This window comes from Streptomyces sp. NBC_00872 (assembly GCF_045161915.1).
GTDB lineage: Bacteria > Actinomycetota > Actinomycetes > Streptomycetales > Streptomycetaceae > Streptomyces.
In genome coordinates, this window is sequence record NZ_CP108806.1 from 5,774,795 (window position 1) to 5,793,988 (window position 19,194).

13 protein-coding genes and 1 other RNA gene are annotated in these 19,194 nt (G+C 71.3%); 12 read left to right on the top strand and 2 right to left on the bottom strand.

What is annotated here, in order from left to right:
• Window positions 1-166: 166 nt before the first annotated feature.
• Window positions 167-3,874: an FtsK/SpoIIIE domain-containing protein gene (locus tag OG214_RS24825; protein ID WP_405985999.1), complete on the bottom strand. Its 3,708-nt coding sequence runs from the start codon at window positions 3,872-3,874 to the stop codon at window positions 167-169.
• Window positions 3,875-4,339: 465 nt separating this feature from the next.
• Between OG214_RS24825 and OG214_RS24830 the strand changes: the two genes are divergently transcribed.
• From OG214_RS24830 to OG214_RS24845, 4 genes are all read left to right on the top strand, one after another.
• Window positions 4,340-6,037: a serine/threonine-protein kinase gene (locus OG214_RS24830; RefSeq protein ID WP_383037100.1), complete on the top strand. Its 1,698-nt coding sequence runs from the start codon at window positions 4,340-4,342 to the stop codon at window positions 6,035-6,037.
• Between the two features lie 90 nt (window positions 6,038-6,127).
• Entirely contained in the window at window positions 6,128-7,318 is a 1,191-nt protein-coding gene (locus tag OG214_RS24835; protein ID WP_405986000.1) for a protein kinase domain-containing protein, read from the top strand.
• A 335-nt stretch (window positions 7,319-7,653) separates the two neighbouring features.
• The gene (gene prfB, locus OG214_RS24840) at window positions 7,654-8,760 is read left to right on the top strand and encodes a peptide chain release factor 2 (protein ID WP_363086271.1); all 1,107 of its coding nucleotides are present in this window, start codon (window positions 7,654-7,656) and stop codon (window positions 8,758-8,760) included.
• A 269-nt stretch (window positions 8,761-9,029) separates the two neighbouring features.
• Window positions 9,030-9,695, top strand: a complete 666-nt coding sequence (locus tag OG214_RS24845; protein WP_363086270.1) for an LPXTG cell wall anchor domain-containing protein — start codon at window positions 9,030-9,032, stop codon at window positions 9,693-9,695.
• Between the two features lie 244 nt (window positions 9,696-9,939).
• Here the strand turns inward: OG214_RS24845 and OG214_RS24850 are convergent, their stop codons facing one another.
• Entirely contained in the window at window positions 9,940-10,134 is a 195-nt protein-coding gene (locus OG214_RS24850) for a hypothetical protein (protein WP_363081856.1), read from the bottom strand.
• Window positions 10,135-10,482: 348 nt separating this feature from the next.
• Here OG214_RS24850 and ftsE point away from each other — a divergent pair, with 348 nt between their 5' ends.
• From ftsE to OG214_RS24890, 8 genes are all read left to right on the top strand, one after another.
• Window positions 10,483-11,172 (top strand): cell division ATP-binding protein FtsE, encoded by a 690-nt coding sequence (gene ftsE, locus OG214_RS24855; protein ID WP_046503740.1) that lies wholly within the window; start codon window positions 10,483-10,485, stop codon window positions 11,170-11,172.
• 36 nt (window positions 11,173-11,208) lie between these two features.
• Window positions 11,209-12,126 (top strand): permease-like cell division protein FtsX, encoded by a 918-nt coding sequence (ftsX, locus tag OG214_RS24860; protein ID WP_363081857.1) that lies wholly within the window; start codon window positions 11,209-11,211, stop codon window positions 12,124-12,126.
• A 67-nt stretch (window positions 12,127-12,193) separates the two neighbouring features.
• Window positions 12,194-13,432, top strand: a complete 1,239-nt coding sequence (locus tag OG214_RS24865; RefSeq protein ID WP_405986001.1) for a S41 family peptidase — start codon at window positions 12,194-12,196, stop codon at window positions 13,430-13,432.
• A 34-nt stretch (window positions 13,433-13,466) separates the two neighbouring features.
• The gene (gene smpB / locus OG214_RS24870) at window positions 13,467-13,946 is read left to right on the top strand and encodes an SsrA-binding protein SmpB (RefSeq protein WP_363081859.1); all 480 of its coding nucleotides are present in this window, start codon (window positions 13,467-13,469) and stop codon (window positions 13,944-13,946) included.
• A 156-nt stretch (window positions 13,947-14,102) separates the two neighbouring features.
• Window positions 14,103-14,489: a transfer-messenger RNA gene (ssrA, locus tag OG214_RS24875) on the top strand.
• 370 nt (window positions 14,490-14,859) lie between these two features.
• A complete protein-coding gene (locus tag OG214_RS24880; RefSeq protein ID WP_363081860.1) occupies window positions 14,860-15,579 on the top strand; it encodes a hypothetical protein in 720 nt (239 codons plus the stop codon).
• 126 nt (window positions 15,580-15,705) lie between these two features.
• On the top strand, window positions 15,706-17,829 hold the full coding sequence (locus OG214_RS24885) for a bifunctional polysaccharide deacetylase/glycosyltransferase family 2 protein (RefSeq protein ID WP_363081871.1): 2,124 nt from the start codon (window positions 15,706-15,708) through the stop codon (window positions 17,827-17,829).
• Complete coding sequence (locus tag OG214_RS24890; RefSeq protein WP_405986002.1) at window positions 17,826-19,166, top strand: acyltransferase; 1,341 nt, start codon at window positions 17,826-17,828, stop codon at window positions 19,164-19,166. Before OG214_RS24885 ends, OG214_RS24890 begins: the two co-directional genes overlap by 4 nt.
• Window positions 19,167-19,194: the final 28 nt, after the last annotated feature.

The following is a 19,194-nucleotide window of genomic DNA, read 5'->3' on the forward strand; positions in this document are numbered from 1 at the left end:
CGTGACGTTGGCGGCGCTGCACTCGTCCCGTGCGCACAGTCCTACGCGGGGTGACCGGGCGCCGCAATACCGCTGTCGGTGCCAACTCGGTGATCGTGATGGGCTCGTGACGTGGAGCGATGGACGTAAAGGGATCTTCGGGGTTTCACGGGTGAGCCCGGGATGGTCATGGGTGAGCCGGGGTCAGTGGGGCGACAGGGACGGCGTCCACCGAGCGCGCGGCCCGGTCGAGCGCGCTGGCGAGCAGCGCGAGATCCGTCGGTCCGTTGCCCAGCTCCCTGACCGGACGGCGGGCCGGCGGATCGCCCATCCGCTCCCACTCCACCACCGCGACCGTGGGCCTGAGCGTCGCCGTGCGCGGAATGCGCCCGGTGACCCTGCCGCCCTGGAACGGGGTGACCCGGCCGTCCGGATGTCCGAGCCTGCCCCGGCCCGGCGCCGGATCGTCGGGCGAGGGCGTGACGGACGGCGCGTCCAGCACGACCCGCAGCCGCGCGCCCTGCGCCAGCTCCGTGTCGACCGTGCGCTCGGGGCGCGCCGAGGCCGCCACGAGATGCACCCCGAGACGCTCGCCGTCCCTGGCCACGGCCTCCAGGGCCCGGACGACGGAACCGGCCGCCGGCCGTCCCGGGCTGCCGAGCGCGGGCGCGACCAGGGCGTCGAAGTCGTCGACGAGCACGACGAGCCGGGGCAGCGGCGCGGGCCGCTGTCCGGGAGCGGGACGGCCCATGGTGGTACGGAGTCTGAGCGTGCCCCGGGCGGGCGACTCCGGTTCGCCACGGAGCCCGTCGCCGCGGTGGCCGTCGCCACGGTGCCCGTCGCCGCGTGATCCGTCGTGGCGTGACCCGTCCTGGCGTGAACCGTCCGGCTGCCGCTCCGACTGGTCGGCGCCCGACTCGCCGCGCCGTACGGTCCGTTGCTCGGCGGCGCTCGGCGCGCGCTGGCCGATCAGCCGCTCCGACACCTCGCGCGCGTCCTGTTCGCTGTGCCACTCGTCGAAGTGCGCGGTGCCCAGCAGCTCGGCCCGCCGCTTCAGCTCGGCGCCCAGCGCCTGGGCGAACTCCCGCATCCTGACCGGGTCGGAGGCGATGAGATGCTCGGTCACATGCGGCAGTTCCGTACAGACCGAGAGCCCTTCACCGCGCTCGCCCCCCGCGCCGTCGACCAGCAGCAGCCCCAGCCGGTCGGGCCGGGCCGCCGCCGCGAGCGAGGCGGCGACGGAGCGCAGCAGTTCCGTACGGCCGCTGCCCGCCGGGCCCTCGATCAGCAGATGCGGGCCCTCCTCCGTGAGATCCACGCTCAGCGGGCCGCGCGGCCCGGCGCCGAGGACCGCCGTGCAGTCGCCCGTACCGTCCGCCGCGGACGCCCAACGGGCCATCAGGGAGGCGGGGGTGGCGCGCGCGAGGCCCAACTCGTCGAGCAGCCGGGCCGATCGGGGCAGCGCCGCCGTGGGACGGCCCCGGCCGCCGGCCGCGGCGGCGCGCAGCGGTGCCAGCGCCCGGCCGAACCGCTCCGCCCAGGCCGGTGAGACCGCGTCCACCACCGCGACCGTGCCATGCCCCGCGGGCTGGCCGACGGAGGTCCTGAGCACCCGCAGCGAGGTGGCGACATCGCCGCTCAGCAGGGCGACCGCCCCGCACTCCCGGAACGGGAGCGAGGCCGCGCACGCCATCTCGTACGTCGCGGAGACCGGGGTGAACGGAGAGGCCGCCGGAGTCTCGGCGAGACAGAGCAGATGGACACCGGCCGCCGCCCCGGCGCCCGCGAGCCGCGCCGTCGACTCGCGCAGCGCCGCCGAGCCGGGATCGCCGTCCACGATCACCAGGGTGTACGGGCCGTCGTGGCGGGCCGCCGCCTCCGTGATGGTCCAGGGATCGGCGGAGGCCCAGCCGGGACCGAGCGGGCCGTCGTCCAGCCGGCGGATCAGCTCCGCCGTCCTGGCGCCCGCCTGGTCCCGGTCGAAGGCGAGCAGCAGCCGGCAGTCCTGGCCGTGCGCGGGCCGCGTATGGGGGAGCCAGCCGAGCCAGCCCCAGTCCTGGACACGCTCCTCCACCGTGCGGGCGCGGTCCGTGGAGATCAGCACGATCTCCAGATCGGCGGGGGAGTGCAGCGCGGCGAGCTGGGCCACGGTCCAGCGGGCCATACCGCTCAGCCGCTCCCGGGGGCCCGCCAGGGCGAGTGAACCGGCCTCGCGCAGCCCGACCGTCACCGGCGCGGCGGCCGGCGGTCGCGCGGCGCCCGAGGCCGGGCGGTCCGCCGTGCCCAGCCGGACGACCAGTGCGTCGGGGTGGCGGCTGTCGCGCTCCCACAGCCGGGGGCCGGGACCGAGCGCGGTCAGCAGCACCTCGGCCGGGTCGGGACAGGGCTCGGCGAGCGGGGCGGGTCCGGCGCCCGCACCGGACCCGCCGGGACCGCCCGGACCGGCTTCGGGCAGCTCCTCGTCCCGGCCGCCGGTGAGACGCCGCGCCCAGGCGCCTATGCCGCCCCGCCGCCGGGCCGCCGCCTCGGGTGATTCGGTGCCCCGCGCGGGGGTGGGCTGCCGCCGGGGTCCGGACGTACGGCTGTGGGAGTGCGGGCCGTCCTCGGCCGGGCCCGCGCCGGACTGCCGGGCGCCGCTCTCCGTCTGCCAGGGGGCGCCGTCCGCGGGCTCCGGCGCGCCCGCCCTGCTGTGGGCCCCGTCCGGGGCGTCCTCCATACGGCCGCGGAAGCCGTAATGCGTATCGGCGCTGCGGGGATCGGGCACGCGCGGGGCGCCGGGGGGATTGCCGTACTGCGGGCCCAGGACCCGGCTGGAGGCGCCGGCCGGCACCGAGCCGCCGTATCCACGGGCCGTATGACCTTCGCCACGCCCCCGGGACTCCGTGTCCGTGTCGCCGGCCGTGCCGGGAGCGGGGCCCGGTCCGGCCGCCGCGCCGTCCCGGGCGCCGGATGCCGGGCCGCCGTGCGCGGGAGCGGGCTCGCGCAGACCGCTGCCGTACTGCGGGCCCGGTGAGGCGCCCTCCGGTCCGTATCCCGAGCCGTCCGTGCCGAATCCGCCCGTGCCGTACGCACCCGTCGCCGGACCGCTTCCGGTGGCGCGCGCCGGCCGGCCGGAGCCGCCCTGACCGCTTCCGGCGGCCGGGCCGTACGGGAGTCCTCCCGGGCCGTCCGCACCGGCGGGGTCCTGGGCTTCCGCCGTACCGGGACCGCCAGGACCGCCAGGACCGCCCGGTCCTCCGGGTCCTCCGGGTCCTCCGGGACGGACGATCCGCAGATGGCCCTCGCCGTCCGGGGCCGTGGAGAGCGCGGCCGGACGGCCGCCCGAGGTGAGCCTGAGCACGGACTCACCGAGCCGCAGCAGCGCGCCGGGCGCGAGCGGCACCGGACGGTCGCCGACGGGGGCGCCCTCCAGCGTCGTGCCGTTCGTGGATCCCAGATCGGCGACGGAGACCCGGCCGTCGTCGGCGACCGTCACCGCGCAGTGGATCCGTGACACGTCCGGGTCGTCCAGAGGGACGTCGGCGTCGGCGGAGCGGCCGATTCTGATCCGTCCTCCGTGCAGGAGATGCACCCCGCCCGCGTCCGGACCCGCCACCACATGGAGCTGGGCCGGTGCGTCGTCCGAGGGCGCGTCGTCCTCGCCGGGGACCTGGAGCGAGAGCACCGCGCCGTCGATCAGCGGCGGCTCGCCGAGGGCGCAGCGCTGGGCGTCGAGCCGCTCCCGGCCCGCGTACACCACGACGGCGCCGGAGGCGTCCGGGCCCGAGACGGCGGTGGCGAGGGCGGAGGCGACGGCGGCCAGCGCCGTCCCGGCCGGGGCGGTGACGAGCACGTCGCACGCGCGTCCCGCGGCGTGGCCGCCGCGTGGCGCGAGGACGGTCAGCCGGATCTGCATGGCCGTCAGCGGTCCCTTCTGCGCGGGGTGCCCGGCAGGGGGACGCTCTGTGATTCCCCCCACCACGCACGGACGCGTCGCCCGGTACAGGTCGGCACGGACGGTGCGACTCCCCACTCCACACCTTCGCGTGCTGGGGGCATCCTCGCACCTGCCAGTGACAACACGCCCGGCGGCCGAGGGCAAGTGATCTTGAATAGTCGGCTGTTGGCGCAAAAGTGCCTGCCTGTTCGTCGCTTCGAGACAGCTTGTGACCATCTGTGATGCCCTCCGACCTGCTGTTCGGCAACCAACCGCCGGATGTGAGCGTCTTTCCTCCGAACGCGACCGGTGCGGGACAGGAAGATGACCGGCCGGTGATCCGTTCCGTGATCCGTTCGGGGACCCGTTCGGGCGGTCTAAAGTGGGTCGGAAGCCCGGGGCGCCCGGGGCACGGAAGACCACGACCAGCAGGGAGCGCATGACGTGCGGCCGGTAGGCAGCAAGTACCTGCTCGAAGAGCCGCTCGGACGCGGTGCCACGGGCACCGTCTGGCGCGCCCGTCAGCGGGAGACCGCGGGCGCCGAGGCGGCCGTGGCCGGCCAGCCCGGCGAGACTGTCGCGATCAAGGTCCTCAAGGAAGAGCTGGCGAACGACGCGGACGTCGTGATGCGCTTCCTGCGCGAGCGCTCCGTGCTGCTCCGGCTCACCCACCCCAATATCGTGCGCACCCGCGACCTGGTCGTGGAGGGCGATCTCCTCGCGCTCGTCATGGATCTCGTCGACGGTCCCGATCTGCACCGCTATCTGCGGGACAACGGCCCGTTCTCCCCGGTCGCGGCGGCCCTGCTGACCGCCCAGATCGCGGACGCGCTCGCCGCCAGCCACGCCGACGGCGTCGTGCACCGGGACCTCAAGCCCGCCAACGTCCTCCTGAAGGACGACGGCGCCGGGATGCACCCGATGCTCACGGACTTCGGCATCGCCCGTCTCGCCGACTCCCCGGGACTGACCCGTACACACGAGTTCGTCGGCACCCCCGCCTATGTCGCGCCGGAGTCCGCCGAAGGCCGCCCGCAGACCTCCGCCGTCGACATCTACGGCGCGGGCATCCTGCTGTACGAACTGGTCACCGGCCATCCGCCGTTCGCCGGCGCGACCGCGCTGGAGGTGCTCCACCGCCATCTCAGCGAGGAGCCCCGCCGCCCGACCACCGTGCCCGAGCCGCTGTGGACGGTCATAGAGCGCTGTCTGCGCAAGGACCCGGCCCAGCGGCCCAGCGCCCAGAACCTCGCCCGCGCCCTGCGGACCGTCGCCGCCGGTGTCGGGGTGCACTCCAGCCCCGCCCAGGTCGACGCGGCACTGGGTGTCGGCGCACTGCTCGCGCCCGACCCGGCGCCCGCGCCGGTGCCCGATCTGCCCGGTGCCGCCGACCCGACACAGGTCCTGCCGAGCAACGCGGGCTCGTACGATCCGAACGCGGCGACCAGCGTCATGCCCTCCACGGGCGGACCCGGCGGCCCGGGATTCGGCGGACCGTCCGGCGCCGCCGACCCGACGGCGGTCATGCCGCCCGTACCGCCGCGCCCCGACGGGACACCGGAGCCCGAGGGCCCGCACCCCTGGCAGAGCCAGCTCCAGGCCGCGCGCGACCGCAACGAGCAGACCCAGGTGCAGTATCTGGACCCGGACCAGGACCCGCTGCGCCGCCGTCCGCAGCGTCCGCAGGCCCCCCGGCACCAGCAGCAGCCGCCGCCCCAGCAGCCGCCCGCGCGTCAGCAGCAGCGGCCCCAGCGCCAGGACCGGCCCCCGCAGCAGTACGCGCCCCAGCCCCCTCAGCCCCAGCAGCAGCGGTACCAACCGCCGCGGCAGCAGCAGTACGCGCCCCCTCAGCCACCGCCCCAGCAGCCGGTACCGCGTCAGCCGCGCGAGCCGCGGCAGCGCGGCGCGAATCCGATGCGGATCCCCGGTCTGGGCTGTCTCAAGGGCTGTCTGTTCACACTCGTCCTGCTCTTCGTCGCGGGCTGGCTCATCTGGGAACTGACACCTCTTCAGGACTGGGTCGCCGAGGGCAAGAGCTACTGGACGGCCATAAGTGACGCGTTTTCGACGGTGACGGACTGGTTCTCGGAGCTGGGCGGTTCGGACCCGGGCTCCGGCTCGGGTTCGCTTCCGGGGCAGTGATCCCAGGGGGGACAACCCCCGGGATCCCGTACGGAAAGCCCCGATACCCGCGTACTTTGATGGGTAACGCCAGCCGCTGAGGGAGCAGTCTTGGCACGGAATATCGGCAGCCGGTACACCGCCCATCAGATTCTGGGGCGGGGCAGCGCGGGCACGGTGTGGCTCGGGGAAGGGCCCGAAGGGCCCGTGGCCATCAAGCTGTTGCGTGAGGATCTCGCCTCCGACCAGGAACTGGTCGGGCGCTTCGTACAGGAACGCACCGCCCTGCTCGGGCTCGACCATCCCCGGGTGGTCGGCGTCCGTGATCTCGTCGTGGACGGCAACGATCTGGCGCTGGTCATGGAACTGGTCCGCGGCACGGATCTGCGTACCCGGCTCGACCGGGAGCGCCGGCTCGCCCCCGAGGCGGCGGTCGCGATCATCGCCGACGTCGCCGACGGTCTCGCCGCCGCGCACGCGGCCGGAATCGTCCACCGCGACGTCAAGCCGGAGAACATCCTGCTCGACATGGAGGGCCCGCTCGGCCCCGGCGGCGCGCACCCGGCGCTGCTGACCGACTTCGGGGTCGCGAAGCTGATCGACACCCCGCGGCGCACCAAGGCGACCAGGATCATCGGCACCCCCGACTATCTGGCGCCCGAGATCGTCGAGGGCCTGCCACCGCGCGCGGCTGTCGACATCTACGCGCTGGCCACGGTCCTGTACGAGCTGCTGGCGGGCTTCACACCGTTCGGCGGCGGCCACCCCGGCGCCGTACTGCGCCGGCATGTCACCGAGACCGTCGTCCCGCTCCCCGGTATCCCCGAGGAGCTGTGGCAGCTCCTGGTGCAGTGCCTGGCCAAGGCCCCGGCCTCCCGGCTGCGCGCGTCCGAGCTGGCGGCCCGGCTGCGCGAACAGCTGCCGCTGCTGGCGGGCATCCCCCCGCTGGACGTGGACGAGCCCGACGCGGAACCCACCGAGCCGCCGTCCCCGTACGAGGAGCCGGGGCAGCCGGCCCCCGAGCGACCGCGCCGCCGCGGCGCGGTCCCGCTCGTCCCGGGCGCGGCGCCCGACTCCAACCGGGACACCCACACGAGCATGCGCGTCCCGGGCCCGGACGAACTGGCGGGCGGCGCCCGCGGCACGGCCCGCGCACCCCGCTCCCCGGGCCAGCGCAGGCCGGGCTCGGCCCGCCACAAGGCGGAGACGGTACGCAAGCGCCGGCTCACCCTGGGGGCGGTCTCGGTGCTGGTGGTCCTGCTACTGGCGGTCGGCGGCTGGCTGGCTGTCGGTTCTTTTTAAGGGCTCGGTTCGCCTCCGGGCGCTTTCTGCCACTGTCGACGGTCGACCGTGCTCGGTCCGCTCGTTCCTCACGGACCTGCGCGCGCTCTCCCTTTCGACAGCGGCGCGCCCTTCGGCTCACTCGCCGGCGGCCGTGCGGGGCCGGAACGTCTCCGCACCCCAGGGGCGGCCGGGGCGGGCCGACCCGGGTCCCGTTCTCCTCGGCCGCCTCGGGGTGCGGACATGTTCCGGCCGCTGTCGCCCGCCGGCGCCGACATGAAGCGCCCCGGAGGCGAACCGAGCCCCAAAAAAGAAGCAGGAACCGAGCCCAAAAGAAGAGGGGCTACGCTGGAGCCGTGGCAGTCGTCGATGTATCCGAAGAGCTGAAGTCCCTCTCCTCGACCATGGGGTCGATCGAGGCCGTCCTGGACCTCGACAAGTTGAGGGCCGACATCGCCGTACTGGAGGAGCAGGCCGCGGCCCCGTCCCTCTGGGACGACCCGGAGGCGGCGCAGAAGATCACCAGCAAGCTCTCGCACATTCAGGCCGAGGTCCGCAAGACGGAGGCACTCCGCGGGCGGATCGACGACCTCGAAGTGCTCTTCGAGCTGGCCGAGGCCGAGGACGACCCGGACACCCGGGCCGAGGCCGAGTCCGAGCTGGAGTCGGTGCGCAAGGCGCTGGACGAGATGGAGGTCCGTACGCTCCTGTCCGGCGAGTACGACGAGCGCGAGGCGCTCGTCAACATCCGGGCCGAGGCGGGTGGCGTCGACGCCGCCGACTTCGCCGAGCAGCTCCAGCGGATGTATCTGCGCTGGGCCGAGCGGCACGGCTACGGCACCGAGGTCTACGAGACCTCGTTCGCGGAGGAGGCCGGCATCAAGTCGACCACCTTCGTCGTCAAGGCGCCTTACGCGTACGGCACGCTCTCCGTGGAGCAGGGCACCCACCGGCTCGTCCGGATCTCGCCGTTCGACAACCAGGGACGTCGGCAGACCTCCTTCGCCGGTGTCGAGGTGCTCCCGGTCGTGGAGTCCAGCGACCATGTCGAGATCGACGAGTCCGAGCTGCGCGTGGATGTCTACCGCGCCTCCGGACCCGGCGGACAGGGCGTCAACACCACCGACTCCGCGGTCCGTATCACGCATCTCCCGACCGGCATCGTCGTCTCCTGCCAGAACGAGCGCTCGCAGATCCAGAACAAGGCGAGCGCCATGAACGTCCTCCAGGCGAAGCTGCTCGAACGCCGCCGCCAGGAGGAGCAGGCGAGGATGGACGCGCTCAAGGGCGACGGCGGCAACTCCTGGGGCAACCAGATGCGTTCGTACGTTCTGCACCCCTATCAGATGGTCAAGGACCTGCGGACGGAGTTCGAGGTCGGCAATCCGCAGGGTGTGCTCGACGGTGAGATCGACGGTTTCCTGGAAGCGGGAATTCGCTGGCGCAAGCAGCAGGACAAGTAGATTCGCGCTTTGTCGACAAGGGAACTGCCTTCCACCGGAGGGCAGTTCCTTTTTCGTCACAGTTGCGCTCCCGCGCGCGGACAACTGTCGCGATAACGGTCATCGCTCGCGCAACCGCCTTGACGCGTATATGAAAAGTCGGAAAGCTGGCGCGCGGCATGCGTAATTCGAGGCGCGTGCGACCGGGGGCGGAGCGCATACGGACCCCCCATGGCCGCCGCGCCGGACGCTGCACCACTGACGAATGAGCTACTGGGGGTAGCAAGCAGATGACCAAGAAGACGCGGATCCGCGTGGCGCGCGTGGCCGCCGGCGCGGTGATCGCCGCGGGCGCCTCACTGACCATCGCGGGCGCCGCTCAGGCCGTCGGTTTCGGAACCGAGGTCGCGGGTGTCTCCGTCGACGTCGGTCTCACCGGTATCGACGACGACCCGACCGGCGACACGCCCTCCGACCCGCCGACCGTGATCCCGGACCCGCCGACCGAGGAGCCGCCCACGGAGGAGCCCCCGACCGAGGAGCCTCCGACGGAGGAGCCCCCCACCGAGGAGCCGCCTACCGAGGAGCCGCCCACGGAGGAGCCTCCCACCGAGGAGCCTCCGACGGAGGACCCGACGACGGATCCCAGCGCGGATCCCGACCCCACCACGGACCCGACCGACGACCCGGGTGACGGAAGTGCCACGGGCGGCGGTGGCGACGGCGGCGCGGGTACCTGCACCGTCGACCTTGACGGCGCCGAGTGCGTCGACAACACCGACACCGACAGCGCCGGTTCCCAGCCGGTGCAGCAGGGTGCGGCCAAGGAGGAGCTGGCGGAGACCGGCGCCGCCGAGACCTCGTTCCTGCTGATCGGCGCCGCGACCATGATCGCGGGCGGTATCGGCTTCCGGATGCTGCCGCGTCTGGTGGGCGGTGGCCGTACCGCCGTGTAGGCGCGTACGGAAACGCACAGCGCAGAACAGAAACGCACAGACAAGAACGCGGAGGGGCCCGGACGCCGATCAAGGCGTCCGGGCCCCTCTGTATGCCCATGAGGGCGAGTGCCCGAGCCGTGTGGCCCCAAGGTGGGCCTGTGCCGCCCCGAGGGCCGCTACGTCCCTGGCGGGTGTGTGCTCCGGAGAGTCCGGTCCGGCCAGGCCTCTGCCTGGTGGAGCCCGGAGCCCGGTCCGGCCCGGTTCAGGCGGGCTGATGCGTGGCGACCAGCGCCACCGCCGCCACCAGCAGGACGAGCAGCGTCAGCAGAGCCACCGGGCTCAGCCCGCCCAGGGGGCCCTGCTGCTGAAGTCGCTCCCTGTTGGCACGGCAGACGCGGCACCTGCCCTCGCTGACGGGTCCCGCGCAGTTGGCGCACACCAATCGGTCGTAGGTCATGCGCATTCCTCCTCACCGCGCGGCGGAGCCGCAGCCAGTGTCACTCCGCTCAACGCTCCGGGAAACACGACCGTTCCCCACCCCACTGTGCCAGTTCCCGACGCTTTCGGCGCGGCCGGTGGCATACCGGCGGGCCCATCACCGCTGGCGGTCACCGTGCATCCGTGATAAAGCGCCCCAAGACCGGACGTACCGCCGGTGCCCGTCCTGTCCCAACCCCGGACGCGGACTGCGCGGCCCTGTCCGCTTCGCGTAAGGTCTCGCTCACCTACTGCCTTACTCCCCACCTTCTCCCTCACCCACTCCCGTACTCCCGTATCTCCCGGCCGACCGTGTGTGGTGCATCCCGTGATCCGATTCGACAACGTCTCCAAGACCTATCCGAAGCAGAACCGTCCCGCCCTGCGTGATGTCTCCCTCGAAATCGAGAAGGGGGAGTTCGTCTTCCTGGTCGGCTCGTCCGGTTCCGGCAAGTCGACCTTCCTGAGACTGCTCCTGCGTGAGGAGCGCACCAGCCACGGCATGGTGCATGTCCTCGGCAAGGACCTCGCGCGCCTGTCCAACTGGAAGGTGCCGCAGATGCGCCGCCAGCTGGGCACCGTGTTCCAGGACTTCCGGCTGCTGCCGAACAAGACCGTCGCCGAGAACGTGGCCTTCGCCCAGGAGGTCATCGGCAAGTCCCGCGGCGAGATCCGCAAGTCCGTCCCCCAGGTCCTCGACCTCGTCGGTCTCGGCGGCAAGGAGGACCGGATGCCCGGCGAGCTCTCCGGTGGTGAGCAGCAGCGCGTCGCGATCGCGCGGGCCTTCGTCAACCGTCCGCTGCTGCTGATCGCGGACGAGCCGACCGGAAACCTGGACCCGCAGACCTCCGTCGGCATCATGAAGCTGCTGGACCGTATCAACCGCACAGGCACCACCGTCGTGATGGCGACCCACGACCAGAACATCGTCGACCAGATGCGCAAGCGTGTGATCGAGCTGGAAAAGGGCCGGCTGGTGCGCGACCAGGCACGCGGCGTCTACGGCTACCAGCACTGAGCACCGAAAGCTGAATCGAAAAGCTGAAAGGACGCCATGCGCGCCCAGTTCGTCCTGTCGGAGATCGGCGTCGGTCTCCGTCGCAATCTCACGATGACCTTCGCCGTCATCGTCTCCGTAGCCCTCTCGCTCGCCCTGTTCGGCGGCGCGCTGCTCATGCGCGACCAGGTCAGCGTGATGAAGGACTACTGGTACGACAAGGTCAATGTCTCCATCTTCCTCTGCAACAAGTCCGACGCGACGACCGCGCCCAAATGCGTCAAGGGCGCGGTCACGGGTGAGCAGAAGAAGCAGATCGAGACCGATCTGAAGAAGATGGACATCGTCGAGACGGTCCATTACGAGACGGCCGACGAGGCGTACAAGCACTACAAGGAGAAGTACGGCGACTCCCCGATCGCCGGCTCGATCACCCCGGACCAGCTGCCGGAGTCCTTCCGGGTCAAGCTCAAGGACCCCGAGAAGTACCAGGTGGTGGCGACGGCCTTCGCGGGCCGGGACGGAGTCGAGTCCGTCCAGGACCAGCGGGACATCCTGGAGAACCTCTTCTCCCTGATGCAGGGCATGAATGTCGCGGCGCTCTGTGTGATGGCGCTGATGCTCGTCATCGCGCTGATGCTGATCGTCAACACCGTTCGGGTGTCGGCGTTCAGCAGGCGCCGGGAGACGGGGATCATGCGGCTGGTGGGCGCCTCCAGCTTCTACATCCAGATGCCGTTCATCATGGAGGCCGCGTTCGCCGGGCTGATCGGCGGTGTGGTCGCCTGCGGGATGCTGATCCTGGGCCGCTACTTCCTCGTCGACAACGGTCTCGCCCTCGCCGACAAGATGCAGCTCGTCAACTTCATCGGCTGGGACGCCGTGCTCGCCAAGCTTCCGCTGGTGATCGCGATCGGTCTGCTGATGCCCGCCGTGGCCGCTTTCCTCGCGCTGCGCAAGTACCTCCGGGTGTGACAAGCGCCCCTGGCCGCGTCGGGGCAAGCCTCCTTCGGCTGTCCCGTGTTGTCCTAGACTCAACGCCATGTCGGGTTCCGAGTCGCACCATAGATCCCGCGGTTTCCGCCGCGGGGCGGCCCTGACAGTGCTGTTCGCGAGTGTCCTCGCCACGGCCGCCGCGACGGACTCGCTGCCGCGCGCCGAGGAGAAGACGGCCCGCGTCCCCACCAGGACCGTCGCCGCCACGGCCGACCGGGAAGAGGTCGCCAGGGCGGCGGCCGAGGCCATGGCCGACGGGAAGTCCGCCACGGAGGCGGCCGAGGAGGTCGTCAGCCGCAGCGGTGACCGCTGGGGCGCGGTGTACGACAAGGACCAGTACGAGGAGTTCGAGCAGGCCCTCGACGGCACGTACACCGGGGTCGGGATCGGCGCCAGGCGGACGGCCGGCGGGCTGATCGAGGTGACCCGGGTCCAGCCCGGTGGCCCGGCGGCCGAGGCCGGTATCGGGGCCGGCGACATCATCAGGACCGTCGACGGCGCGGGTGTCGCGCGACGGCCCGTGACCGAGGTCATGGCGCTGCTGCGCGGCGATACGAGGAGCCCGGGGGCCCGAGCCGCGTCCGGGACGGGGCCCCGGGCGTCCGGAACGGGCACCGCGGGATCCACGGCCGCCGCCGTCGGGACCACCGTCGTCCTGGAGCTGGAGCGGGACGGGCGTTCATGGTCGGAGAGCCTGCGCCGCGCCAGGCTCACCACCGGGTCCGTCACGGTCGACCGTATCGCCGGTGATGTGCTGCGGATCACGGTCGAGGCGTTCACCAAGGGCTCGGGCAAGCGGGTACGGGACGCGGTGCTCGGCGCGCCCGAGGGCGTCGGCGTCCTGCTCGATCTGCGGGGCAACGCCGGAGGGCTGGTCACCGAGGCCGTCACGGCCGCCTCCGCCTTCCTCGACGGGGGCCTGGTCGCCACGTACGACATACGAGGTGAGCAGCGCGCCCTGTACGCGGCTTCCGGCGGTGACACCGGCCGGCCCGTGGTGGTGCTGGTCGACGGTGGCACGATGAGCGCCGCCGAGCTGGTCACCGGCGCCCTCCAGGACCGCGGGCGGTCCGTCACGGTCGGCTCGCGCACCTTCGGCAAGGGCTCGGTGCAGATGCCGAGCCGGCTGCCCGACGGCTCCGTCGCCGAGCTGACCGTGGGTCATTACCGCACTCCGGCCGGCCATGGCGTGGACGGCCGGGGCGTCACCCCGGATCTGCTGGTGAGCGAACGCGCCCAGGAGCGGGCCACGACGGTGCTGAGCGGTCTCGGCGGCACACGGTAAAGAAGTTGCGCCGGGGTGCGAAAATGGCGGGACTATGGCTAAGGAAACAGGGCGCAAACTGATCGCGCAGAACAAGAAGGCGCGGCACGATTACCACGTTCTCGACACCTATGAGTGCGGTCTCGTGCTGACCGGCACCGAGGTGAAGTCCCTGCGCCAGGGGCGGGCCTCACTGGCGGACGGTTTCGTCCAGATCGACGGGCACGAGGCCTGGCTGCACAACGTGCATGTGCCCGAGTACAGCCAGGGCACGTGGACCAACCACACCGCCCGGCGCAAGCGCAAGCTGCTGATGCACCGCGCCGAGATCGACAAGCTGGAGTCCAAGTCGCAGGAGTCGGGTCACACGATCGTGCCCCTGGCCCTGTACTTCAAGGACGGCCGGGCCAAGGTCGAGATCGCGCTGGCGAAGGGCAAGAAGGAGTACGACAAGCGCCAGACGCTGCGCGAGAAGCAGGACCGCCGTGAGACGGACCGCGCGATCTCGGCGGTGAAGCGCCGCCAGCGGGCGTGAGCGACTGAGCCGGGCACCCGTCGGTGCCCCGCAGGTACCCCGGTCGGTGCCCCGTCGGCGGAATACGCTGGCACCGTCGTGCGCTGATCACGTACGATGGGTTCGCACCCCACAGCGGGTGCGTGCTTCGAGAATCAAAGATTGAAAACTCAACATGGGGATGATCGGTTTCGACAGCGGATGTCGAAGCAGGGGAAGCGAGCCGAGGAAGCGGCAATGATCTCGTTAACCATATGTCGCAAACAATAATCGCCACTTCTAAGCGCGATTCCTCCGCCTTCGCTCTCGCTGCCTAATCAGCAGCTAGCGAAGACTCCGCGGAGTGTCAGCCCGGGGCTGTTCCCGACCCGGATCCTGGCATCAGCTAGGGAACTAAACCGTTGAGCCCGGTCACGGGGAGCAGCGGGAAACCAAACAGTGACTGAGCCCGTCGGAGACTTGTCCGCGTGATCTCCGGGGCTGAGAAAAGCGAAGCGGACTGCGCTCGGAGAAGTCCTGGTTCCGCACCGTTGGACGCGGGTTCGATTCCCGCCATCTCCACAATTCCCATGTGAAGCACGACTGAGGCCCCACTGCTCCGGCAGTGGGGCCTCAGTCATGCGCGGAGCCGCCGCCGGATTCGCGGAAGACAAGGATTGGCTTGATCTTTTCGCTGCGAGCCGGCTCCTCGCCGGTTCGTCACCACTGTCACCGGACTGATGCACAGCAACCTCGGAAGCTGAACTCCCGCGCCGCCTCGCTGCGCTACATTCGTGGCTCGGGTGCGGTGTGGTAGGGGGGTACTCGGTCCGGGTGGGGGCTCGGTCGCCGCAGTGATATCCAGCCAGCCGCGTGGGACGCCCAAATACTGTCAGTGGTGGGGGATGTGCGTAGCACGGTGGACAAATGGCGAGAAGATGCCCGAACGGGGCATATGCATGAGCCGAGTGATGTCACGGTCGAACTCGACGGCGTGGGCCGTCAGCTCTCCGAACTGCCCACGGGCACCCATCCCGCGCAGGAGTCAGGCCCGGCGCGGGAATCAGGTCCCGAGTCCGACGGCCCGGTGTTCGTCGACGCCAGTGGACGTCGCAGCAAGACATTCCGCAGGGCGGGCTGGATCGTCGCGATCGCCTGTGCCTGTTACGCGGTGATGCTGGTCGTCGCTCTGATCGGCGGCAGTTCCAGCGCGCCCTGGCTCCAGATACCGGGTCTCGCCGACGAGAAGAAGCCGGACACCGTCCAGATACAGCCGACGCCGACGACGAGCGAGTCCGCCGGCGCGACACCCGGCCCGACGGATGCCACCCCCTCGCCGACCGATTCGAACGGCGAGACCGTTCCACGGCCCTCGGAGAGCGTCAGCACCGACGCCTCGGGTCTGCCCGTACCAGGGACCTCCGCCTCGTCGAAGCCGCCCGCCGATTCGGCCGGCGGTACGGGCGGCACCGATCCGGATCCCTCGACACCGCCCGGGACCGGCGGCGATCCGGGCGGGGACAGCGGCGGGACCGGTGGCGAACCCCCCACGGGGACGAGCCCGGATCCCGACCCGCCCACCACCGAGCCCGGCTCACCGCCCGTCGAGACACCACCGGTGACCGGCGGTCAGCCGGGAGAGGGCCAGCCGATGGCCATGGAAGGCGCACGCTAGATGACCCACACCGGCGGATCCACCGGCAGACAGGCCCGGCGGAAGAGCGGCGGCCAGAACAGCGGCCACACCCGGCACAACGCCCGTCACACCAAGGCCGCGCGGGTCAGGCGCCATCGGCTGCCCATGCGGTACCTGCTCCCCTCGCTCATCCTCGTCGCGCTGTTCGCGATGCTGATGCTGCGCGGCTATGTGCACAGCGAGATCCTCGCCGACCACCGCGTACGCGAGTCCGTCGACGCCGATCAGGTGCCCCAGCGGATCCTCAAGGGCGGCCCGGTCATCGACGCGCGGGGCACCACCCCCGCCAGAGCGCTGAACATCCCGGACCACAGGATCGTCCTCACCTTCGACGACGGCCCCGACCCGGTATGGACACCCAAGGTCCTCGACAAGCTGAAGGAGTACGACGCCCACGGCGTCTTCTTCGTCACCGGCACCATGGCCTCCCGCTATCCGGCCCTGGTGAAGCGGATGGTGGACGAGGGCCATGAGATCGGGCTGCACACCTTCAACCATCCCGACCTCTCCTTCCAGACGAAGTCGCGGATCGACTGGGAGCTCTCGCAGAACCAGCTCGCGCTCGCGGGCGCGGCCGACATCCGCACCTCGCTCTTCCGGCCGCCGTACTCGTCGTTCTCCTCCGCCATGGACAACAAGTCCTGGCCGGTGGCCGAGTACATCGGCAGCCTCGGCTACATCACCGTCCTCGACAGCACCGACAGCGAGGACTGGAAGCGCCCCGGCGTCGAGGCGATCAGCCGTAACGCCACCCCGAAGGGCGGCAAGGGCGCGATCGTACTGATGCACGACTCCGGCGGCGACCGTTCGCAGACCGTCGCCGCGCTGGGGCGGTTCCTGCCGGAGATGCGGGAGAAGGGGTACGAGTTCACCACGGTCACCGAGGCACTCGGCGCCCCCAGCGCCCATACCCCGGTCACCGGCGCGGCCCTGTGGAAGGGCAAGGCCTGGGTCGGAGCCGTCGCCCTCTCGGACAACATCACCGGCGTCCTGGTCGTCGGGCTCTCCGTGATCGGCGTGCTGGTCTTCGTACGGTTCGGTCTGATGCTGGTGCTCTCCTTCGCGCACGCGCGCCGGGTGCGCCGGCGCGACTTCACCTGGGGGCGGCCCGTCACCGAACCGGTCACCGTACTGGTGCCCGCGTACAACGAACGCGAGTGCATAGCCAACACGGTGCGCTCGCTGATGGAGAGCGACCATCCCGTCGAGGTCATCGTCATCGACGACGGCTCGACCGACGGGACCGCGGACATCGTCGAGGCGCTCTGGCTGCCCAATGTCCATGTCGTACGCCAGGTGAACGGCGGCAAGCCGGCCGCCCTCAACAACGGCATCGCGCACGCCACACACGATCTGATCGTGATGATGGACGGCGACACCGTCTTCGAGCCGTCCACCGTCCGGGAACTGGTGCAGCCCTTCGGCGATCCGCGCGTCGGCGCGGTCGCGGGCAACGCCAAGGTCGGCAACCGCGACAGTCTCATCGGCGCCTGGCAGCACATCGAGTATGTGATGGGCTTCAACCTCGACCGCCGTATGTACGACATGCTGCGCTGCATGCCCACCATCCCGGGCGCGGTCGGGGCCTTCCGGCGCGAGGCGCTGGAGCGGGTGGGCGGGATGAGCGAGGACACCCTCGCCGAGGACACCGACATCACCATGGCCATGCACCGCGACGGCTGGCGGGTGGTCTACGCCGAGCGCGCCCGTGCCTGGACCGAGGCCCCGGAGTCGGTGCAGCAGCTCTGGTCGCAGCGGTACCGCTGGAGTTACGGCACGATGCAGGCGATCTGGAAGCACCGCCGCGCCCTCGTCGAGCGCGGTCCTTCCGGCCGCTTCGGGCGGGTCGGACTGCCGCTGGTCTCGCTCTTCATGGTGCTGGCGCCGCTGCTGGCCCCGCTGATCGATGTGTTCCTGCTGTACGGGCTGGTCTTCGGCCCCACCGAGAAGACGATCGTGGCCTGGCTCGGCGTACTGCTCATCCAGGCCGTCTGCGCCGCGTACGCCTTCCGGCTCGACGGGGAACGTATGACCCATCTGATCTCGCTGCCCCTCCAGCAGATCCTGTACCGGCAGCTCATGTATGTGGTGCTGCTCCAGTCCTGGATCACCGCGCTCACCGGTGGCCGGCTGCGGTGGCAGAAGCTGCGCCGTACCGGAGTGGTGGAGGCGCCCGGCTCGATCCCGGGCCCGCGCGGGCGCGACGCTGATCGGAGGCCTGTCGCGTGAACGCTCATTCCGTCGGCACCGGGGGAGTGCCCCGGGCGAAACACAAGGCGCCGGCGCACGGTCCCTCGCACAGTCCGGCGCAGGGTCCGGCGCACAGTCCCGCGCACGGCCAGGATCCGGCGGCCTCGGCCTCGGCCTCGGCCTCGGCCTCGGACCCGGCGTCCGGCCCGGCGTCGGGCGGGCGGGACCGCTATCTGGATCTGCTGCGGGCGGTCGCGCTCGTCAGGGTCGTGGTCTTCCATGTCTTCGGCTGGGCCTGGCTGACGATCCTCTTCCCCTCCATGGGCGTCATGTTCGCGCTCGCCGGATCGCTGATGGCCCGCTCCCTGTCGAAGCGGCCCCCGTGGAGCGTCATCCGCGGCAGGCTGCGCAGACTGCTCCCGCCGGTGTGGGCGTTCGCGCTGGTCGTCGTACCGCTGATGTTCGTACTGGGCTGGCGGCCGGCCAGGGAGGAGGGGCTGTGGTGGTTCCTCAGACTGGCCAACTACATCGTCCCGATCGGCTCCCCGCCGTACCCCTACGAGAACGGCTCCCCGAGCGGGCTGCTGGAGGAGACCTGGGCCGAGCAGACGGCCGGTCCGCTCTGGTACATCCGCGCCTATCTCTGGTTCGTCATCGCATCCCCGCTGCTGCTGTGGGCGTTCCGCAAGGTGCCGTGGGCGGCCCTGCTCCTTCCCGTCGCGCTCACCGCCGTCATCGGCTCGGGCCTGGTGGAGATCCCCGGCGAGACCGGTGAGGCAGTCTCCGACTTCGCGGTCTACGGCGCCTGCTGGGTCCTCGGCTTCGCCCACAACGACGGCGCGTTCCGCAAGGTCCCGCGGTACATCACGGTCTCGCTGGCCACGTTCGCGATGGCCTTCGCCCTGTGGTGGGCCTCGGGCCATCTCACCGACGAGGGCTGGAATCTGGACGAGATCCCGCTCGCCCAGGCGATGTGGTCGCTGGGTTTCTGCGCGATCCTGCTCCAGTACTCACCGTCGTGGCGGGAACTCCCGGGCAGACTCGGGCAGTTCGACACCGTGATCACGCTCGCCAACAACCGTGCCGTGACGATCTATCTCTGGCACAACCTGTTGATACTGGCCACGGTCCCGATCATCGACCAGCTCTGGTCCATCCCGGGCATCGACGCGTACTCCGCCGAACTGGACTCCGCGTACACGGCCCTGATGCTGGTGCTGGTCTGGCCCCTGATCGCTCTGATGATCATGGCGATGGGCTGGGTGGAGGACGTGGCGGCGAAACGCGCGCCGCGTCTGTGGCCGAACGGAGCGAAGGAGGCCCGGGAGCGCGCGGCCCGGGAGCACCGGACCCGGGAGGGCGCTGCCCGGAGCTGAAGTCGGGGGCCGGGGGCCGGTATCGGGG

What these genes read in the sequence shown, in the direction of transcription:
- OG214_RS24825 (WP_405985999.1), bottom strand. Translation starts at nt 3,874, where the DNA reads ATGCAGATCCGGCTGACCGTCCTCGCGCCACGCGGCGGCCACGCCGCG.
- OG214_RS24850 (WP_363081856.1), bottom strand. Translation starts at nt 10,134, where the DNA reads ATGACCTACGACCGATTGGTGTGCGCCAACTGCGCGGGACCCGTCAGC.
- ftsX (WP_363081857.1), top strand. Translation starts at nt 11,209, where the DNA reads ATGCGCGCCCAGTTCGTCCTGTCGGAGATCGGCGTCGGTCTCCGTCGC.
- OG214_RS24845 (WP_363086270.1), top strand. Translation starts at nt 9,030, where the DNA reads ATGACCAAGAAGACGCGGATCCGCGTGGCGCGCGTGGCCGCCGGCGCG.
- OG214_RS24880 (WP_363081860.1), top strand. Translation starts at nt 14,860, where the DNA reads ATGCATGAGCCGAGTGATGTCACGGTCGAACTCGACGGCGTGGGCCGT.
- OG214_RS24865 (WP_405986001.1), top strand. Translation starts at nt 12,194, where the DNA reads ATGTCGGGTTCCGAGTCGCACCATAGATCCCGCGGTTTCCGCCGCGGG.
- OG214_RS24885 (WP_363081871.1), top strand. Translation starts at nt 15,706, where the DNA reads ATGCGGTACCTGCTCCCCTCGCTCATCCTCGTCGCGCTGTTCGCGATG.
- smpB (WP_363081859.1), top strand. Translation starts at nt 13,467, where the DNA reads ATGGCTAAGGAAACAGGGCGCAAACTGATCGCGCAGAACAAGAAGGCG.